Genomic DNA, 5,517 nt, shown 5'->3' on the forward strand with positions numbered 1-5,517 from the left:
CCGCCGAACGCGCCCGCAACGAACGCCGCGACGTCGCATCCCGGCTGCGGCGGTGCGGCGTCGACGTCGTCGACGCACCGCCGGAGGAGATCGCACCGGCCCTGGCCGACCACTACCTGGCGATGAAGGCCACCGGCCGGCTGTAGGCCTTCTCCCCGCGAGCAGACACAAACTCACGCACTTTTCGCCGAAACCTCGCGAGTTCGTGTCTGCTCGGCGGGGCAAGCCGGGCAACGCGCCATCCCCACACCGGATTCCATCCAGCGACGGCCGTCTCACCGACCAGCGCCGGTCCTGGGCGGGCTGACGATCCGAGGATGCGCACAGAGCTGGACGACCTGTTTCGACACGGCGGCGGATACGCCACCACCGCTGAGCTACTACAGGTAATGTCCCGTCAACAGCTCGATCGACAGGTGAAGAAGGGTCGGCTGGTACGCGTGTGGCACGGCGTTTACGGCCGGACAACGCCCGATCTCATCGGCCGGTTGACAGCACTGGACGCGCACCTCGGCCAACGCGCGGTCGCGTGTCTGGGGACTGCCGCCGCGTTGTATGGCTTCGACACCGAGGGAACAGATCGTGTTCATGTGCTGGACCCAGGTGTCAGGCTGCGTCCGGCCTCGGGGCTGATGGTGCATCAGCGTGGTGGCGCACCGCTGCAGCAGGTACGGGGCCGCCTCGCCACTGCTCCCGCGTGGACAGCTGTCGAGGTGGCCCGCGAACTGCGGCGTCCCCGGGCGTTGGCTACGCTGGACGCAGCCCTGCACTCGGGTTGGTGCACTCCGGCCGAGCTGGTCTCCGCGGTATCAGAACAGCGCGGACGCCGCGGTATCGTCACTGTCCGCGCCCTCGTGCAACTGGCGGACGGACGCGCGGAATCTGCGATGGAAAGCGAAGCCCGACTGGTCATGATCGACCAGGGATTGCCACTTCCGGAGCTTCAGTACGTGATTCACGGCCGCGCCGCAGAGAGTTGGCGGGTCGACTTCGCCTGGCCGGACCACCGGGTAGCCGCGGAGTACGAGAGCATCGAGTGGCATGCCGGTAGGGCCGAGATGCTGCGCGACAAGCGCCGGTTCGCCGCGATCCAGCAGCTCGATTGGACGGTGATCCCGATCGTCGTCACCGACGTCCGTCAGTATCCCAGTCAACTAGCCGGCCGGATTGCCGATCATCTTGAGCGTGCGTCGATCGCAAGTTGACCCGCGAGCAGACGCGAACTCGCGTGCTTTGGCCCGGAACCGCGCGAGTTTGTGTCTGCTCGGCGGAGAAACCTAGCCCGTGGGCACCAGGTCGGGCGCGTTGTCGATGTCGCCCGTCTCTCCGGCCCGCGATGCCCTGCGGCCGAAATGGAACACGTAACCCAAGAACGCCACCTCTGCCGCGACGCCGATCGCGATGCGCGCGGACGTCGGCAACGGCGACGGCGTCACGAACGCCTCGATCACGCCGGCCGCCAGCAGCACCACCACCAGACCGATGGCGACCGAGATCACCGCCCGGCCCTGCTCGGCCAGCACCTGACCACGCGGTCGGTTCCCGGGTGAGACCACCGACCAGCCGAGCCGCATCCCGGCCCCGGCCGCCAGGAACACCGCGGTCAGTTCGATCAGACCGTGCGGGGTGATCAGCCCGAGGAACATATCGCCCTTGCCGGCGTCGAACATCAAGCCCGCATTCACCCCGAAGTTCGCCGCGTTCTGGAACAGCACGTAGGGAATCGGGATTCCGAGCAGGATCGAGAAGCCGATGCACTGCGCGGCGACCCATGCGTTGTTGACCCATACCTGCAGCGCGAACGAGCCCGCCGGATGCTCGCTGTAGTACGAGGCGAAGTCGTTGTTGACCAGTTGGTCGATCTCGCTCGGGGTGCCGAAGGCGGCCTGGACCTCGGGGTTACCGGCGATCCATCCGGCGATCAGGACGGCGACGACGAAGAAGCCGATCGCTGATCCCAGCCACCATCGCCACGCGCGGTAGGCGACAACCGGGAAGGACACCGTCCAGAACCGGACGAACTCGCTCCGCAGCGGGGCGTGCGCGCCGGTGACCACCGACCGGGCGCGGGCCACCAGCCCCGACAGCTTGCCGACCAGTACCCCGTCCGAGGACACCGACCGCACCATCGACAGGTGAGTGGACACCCGCTGGTAGAGGTCGACGAGCTCGTCGACCTCGGCGCCGGTGAGCTGCCTGCGCTTCTTCACCAGCCTGTCCAACCGGTCCCAGGTCGGGCGATTCGCCACCACGAACGCGTCGACATCCACCTCGCCGATCCTAGTAGCGTGGCTGGCATGGTCGGTCAGCAAGAACCCGTGGTGACCGGAGACGCGGTGGTCCTCGATGTCCAGATCGCCCAGGTCCCGGTGCGCGCGCTGTCAGCGCTGATCGACATCACCGTGGTGTTCGTCTGCTACATCATCGGCGTCGTGCTGTGGGCGGTGACCTTGTCGGAGGCCGACGCGGCGTTCTCCGGCGCGGTGCTGATCATCTTCACCGTCCTGGCGCTGGTGGGCTATCCGGTCATCTTCGAGACCGCCACCCGCGGCCGGTCCCTGGGCAAGATGGCGATGGGCTTGCGCGTGGTGTCCGAAGACGGCGGCCCGGAACGCTTCCGCCAGGCGCTCTTTCGGGCGCTGTCCGGCGTCATCGAGATCTGGATGCTCACCGGCGGCCCCGCGGTGATATGCAGCCTGATCTCCCCGAAGGGCAAGCGTATCGGCGATGTCTTCGCGGGCACCCTCGTGATCAGCGAACGTGCAGCGAAACTTTCGCCACCACCTCCGATGCCCCCGCAGCTCGCGTGGTGGGCGGCGTCGCTCGAGCTGTCCGGGCTCGGCGCCGAACAAGCCGAGCTCGCCCGCCAGTTCCTCTCCCGTGCTGCGCAACTCAACCCCCAGATGCGAGAGCAGATGGCGCATCGGATCACCGTCGAGGTGGTCGCCCGCATCTCACCACCGCCGCCACCCGGCACGCCGGCTCCGTTGATACTGGCCGCAGTCCTCGCCGAGCGGCACCGCCGGGAGCTGGGCCGGCTGCACTCCTCGCGCCGGCCATCGGCCTGGCCGACTCAGGGACGCGCCGACCCCCGGTACCTCTCGCCGACACCGTCTCCGCGTCAGGACGCAGGTCCGTTCACCCCACCGTCCTGACGCTCGCGCCGAATCAGTCGGCGATCCAGTTGCCGTGGAAGCCATACGGAACTCGTTGTGGCAGCTTGATTCTGGCGACGGGCGGACCGGTGAAGTCGGACGCGTCGATGATCACCAGGTCGCTGCCGTCGCGCGTGGGGTCGTAGACGTAACCCAGGTACCAGCCGCTGCTCTCATCGGCGGCGCCGGCCCCGGGGACGAACACCGCTTCGCCCGGTGCACCGGGCGCTTCCGGGGTGCCGAACCGGTGCTCGGCGGCGTCGCCGGTGACGAGGTCGTGGCGCACCAGGCTGGCGTCGCCGACGGACACCGCGTAGCGCGCCTGCAGCGTCGCGAGCCGGTCGTCGATCCGCGGGAACTCCACGGCACGCTCGTCGAGCTGGCTTTCGGTGACCGTGCCACGCCGCAGGTCCACCGTCCACGTCCACATCATCCCGTCGGTGTCGAATCCACCGTTCTGGCGCCACAATTCGGGGTAGCGAACGCCCTGCACAACCACGGTGTCGCCGCGTTCGTAGGCGTTGGCGACGTGGAAGACGTAGCAGGGGTCGATCTCGAACCAGCGCACCTCGCCGTACGGGTCGTCGCGGCGCAGCAGTCCCAGCCGGGCGCCGTACTCGTCGTCCCAGCGGTAGGGCATGTCACCCGAACCGCTCGCCGCGATGTCGAAATCGAAGACGATGGGCAGGTCCATGAACACGACGTGGTGGGCCGTCAACGCGAAGTCGTGCATCATCGTCAGCGCCTTGACCTCCAGCGGCCGATTGATCACCAACTGTCCGTCGGCGTCCGCGCGGTGGTAGACGACGTGCGGTGCGATGACGCTGCCGTACCCGAAGAAGTGCATCTCTCCGGTCGTCGGGCAGATCTTCGGGTGCGCGGTCATCGAGTTCGTCAGCTTGCCGCCGAAGTCGTAGGCACCCACCGTGTCGAGGTCGTTGGTGATCTCATACGGCAGCGAGGACTCGACCAGAGCGAGCGTCTTGCCTGCATGGTTGACGACGTGGGTGTTGGCCACACTGGCCCGCAGGTTGCGATTGCCGTCGTCGTCGTAGAGCGGGAAGTCCTGCTCGAAGCTGTCCGTGCGGACCCACCGGTTGCGATACCAGGCCGCGCGTCCGCCCTCGATCCGGACACCGTGGATCATTCCGTCGCCGGTGAACCAGTGACCCGTCGCCTCGCGGGGGTTCGGACCGTTGCGCAGGTACCAGCCCGCCATCGCGGCGGGGATCGCACCTTCGACCTCAAGGTCGAAGGTGGTCAACTCCTCAGGGACGGGAGCGTAGTTCCCGCGTTGGAAGAACTCCCCGGCACCGAACAGCGTGTTGGTGTCCGTGTCGTCTGCGGCGATGTCGGTCATGGGCTGGACCTCCTGTCGGGTACCGGTCCACGATGACACCTCATTAGTGACATGTCAATGGTGGAGCGTCGCGTTGCGGTCTTCAATACTCCAGCTCAGGAATGTCGGGCCGTACGATGCCGCCATGAGTCTTCGATTCGCAGCGCTCGGCCTGCTCGCCCAGCATCCGGGCAGCGGATATGACCTGCTCAAGCGATTCGAGAAGTCCATGGCCAACGTGTGGCCCGCCACCCAGAGCCAGCTCTACGGCGAACTGAACAAGCTCGCGGACTCCGGGCTGATCGAGGTGGCGGACATCGGCCCACGCGGCCGTAAGGAGTACCGCGTCACCGATGCCGGCCGCACCGAACTCGTCCGGTGGATCGGCGATTTCCACGACGACCCGCCGATGCGCCGGCCGGACGTACTACGGGTCTTCCTGCTCGGCGAGCTACCCCCCGAAGATGCCCGCAGGTACGCCGTCGAGTTCGCCGAACGCGCCGCATCTGAACTCAAACGACTTGAGCAACTGCGTGATTCGATCAACTGGGTGGATTCCGACGCCGGTTTCTACGGCCGCGCGGCACTGGAGTTCGGGCTGCGGGACGTGGCCATGGAGGAGCAGTGGGCCCGTTGGCTGGTCGCATCCATCGACGACCGCACCCGAACGTGACCGCGCTGTAGCTGTTGCATCGCGATAGCTTCCGATATATCGTCAACGTATCGGAAGCGCACACCGTGCTTCCTGTGGAACGAAGGACAACAGACATGAACACCCCTTTCACTCCCCCGGAGAACCCCTTCGCCGGGCGCGGTCACGGCATCGGTTCCGGACCAGGCTTCAGCCCCCAGGACCGTCGTGTGCTCCATGAACGGCGCAGGCAGGCCCGCCGCGAGTTCCGCGATCACGTCCGTGAGCACCGCGGTGACGCCGGTTTCGGACCGGGCTTCGGCGGCCCCGGCGGCGGATTCGGCCCGGGTTTCGGGTTCGGCTTCGGTCCAGGCGGCCGCGGCGGCAGGCGC

The 5,517-nt window shown here is 67.3% G+C and carries 5 protein-coding genes and 2 pseudogenes; 5 read left to right on the forward strand and 2 right to left on the reverse strand.

All coding sequences use genetic code 11. The features are described from left to right. Together WA944_RS08145 and WA944_RS08150 are read left to right on the forward strand one after the other, a co-directional pair. Window positions 1-146, forward strand: a pseudogene (locus tag WA944_RS08145) (DUF58 domain-containing protein); the annotation flags it as partial. 171 nt (window positions 147-317) lie between these two features. Next, entirely contained in the window at window positions 318-1,205 is an 888-nt protein-coding gene (locus WA944_RS08150) for a type IV toxin-antitoxin system AbiEi family antitoxin (RefSeq protein ID WP_526375795.1), read from the forward strand. A 72-nt stretch (window positions 1,206-1,277) separates the two neighbouring features. Here WA944_RS08150 and WA944_RS08155 read toward each other — a convergent pair whose 3' ends face one another. Beyond that, window positions 1,278-2,270: a stage II sporulation protein M gene (locus tag WA944_RS08155; RefSeq protein WP_526375793.1), complete on the reverse strand. Its 993-nt coding sequence runs from the start codon at window positions 2,268-2,270 to the stop codon at window positions 1,278-1,280. 84 nt (window positions 2,271-2,354) lie between these two features. Between WA944_RS08155 and WA944_RS08160 the strand changes: the two genes are divergently transcribed. Further along, complete coding sequence (locus tag WA944_RS08160) at window positions 2,355-3,155, forward strand: RDD family protein (RefSeq protein WP_526375815.1); 801 nt, start codon at window positions 2,355-2,357, stop codon at window positions 3,153-3,155. A 13-nt stretch (window positions 3,156-3,168) separates the two neighbouring features. Here the strand turns inward: WA944_RS08160 and WA944_RS08165 are convergent, their stop codons facing one another. Continuing rightward, window positions 3,169-4,515 (reverse strand): carotenoid oxygenase family protein, encoded by a 1,347-nt coding sequence (locus tag WA944_RS08165; RefSeq protein WP_526608914.1) that lies wholly within the window; start codon window positions 4,513-4,515, stop codon window positions 3,169-3,171. A 124-nt stretch (window positions 4,516-4,639) separates the two neighbouring features. On the opposite strand from WA944_RS08165, the gene WA944_RS08170 reads away from it, so the two are divergent. Both WA944_RS08170 and WA944_RS08175 read left to right on the forward strand, forming a co-directional pair. Continuing rightward, complete coding sequence (locus WA944_RS08170) at window positions 4,640-5,167, forward strand: PadR family transcriptional regulator (RefSeq protein WP_526368704.1); 528 nt, start codon at window positions 4,640-4,642, stop codon at window positions 5,165-5,167. Window positions 5,168-5,262: 95 nt separating this feature from the next. Then, window positions 5,263-5,517, forward strand: a pseudogene (locus WA944_RS08175) (PadR family transcriptional regulator); the annotation flags it as partial.

It is taken from the genome of Mycobacterium sp., assembly GCF_049683355.1.
Classification (GTDB): domain Bacteria; phylum Actinomycetota; class Actinomycetes; order Mycobacteriales; family Mycobacteriaceae; genus Mycobacterium.

Bases quoted from the DNA above. Each gene is read 5' to 3' on its own strand.
- WA944_RS08150 (WP_526375795.1), top strand. From the start codon at position 318: ATGCGCACAGAGCTGGACGACCTGTTTCGACACGGCGGCGGATACGCC.
- WA944_RS08170 (WP_526368704.1), top strand. From the start codon at position 4,640: ATGAGTCTTCGATTCGCAGCGCTCGGCCTGCTCGCCCAGCATCCGGGC.
- WA944_RS08165 (WP_526608914.1), bottom strand. From the start codon at position 4,515: ATGACCGACATCGCCGCAGACGACACGGACACCAACACGCTGTTCGGT.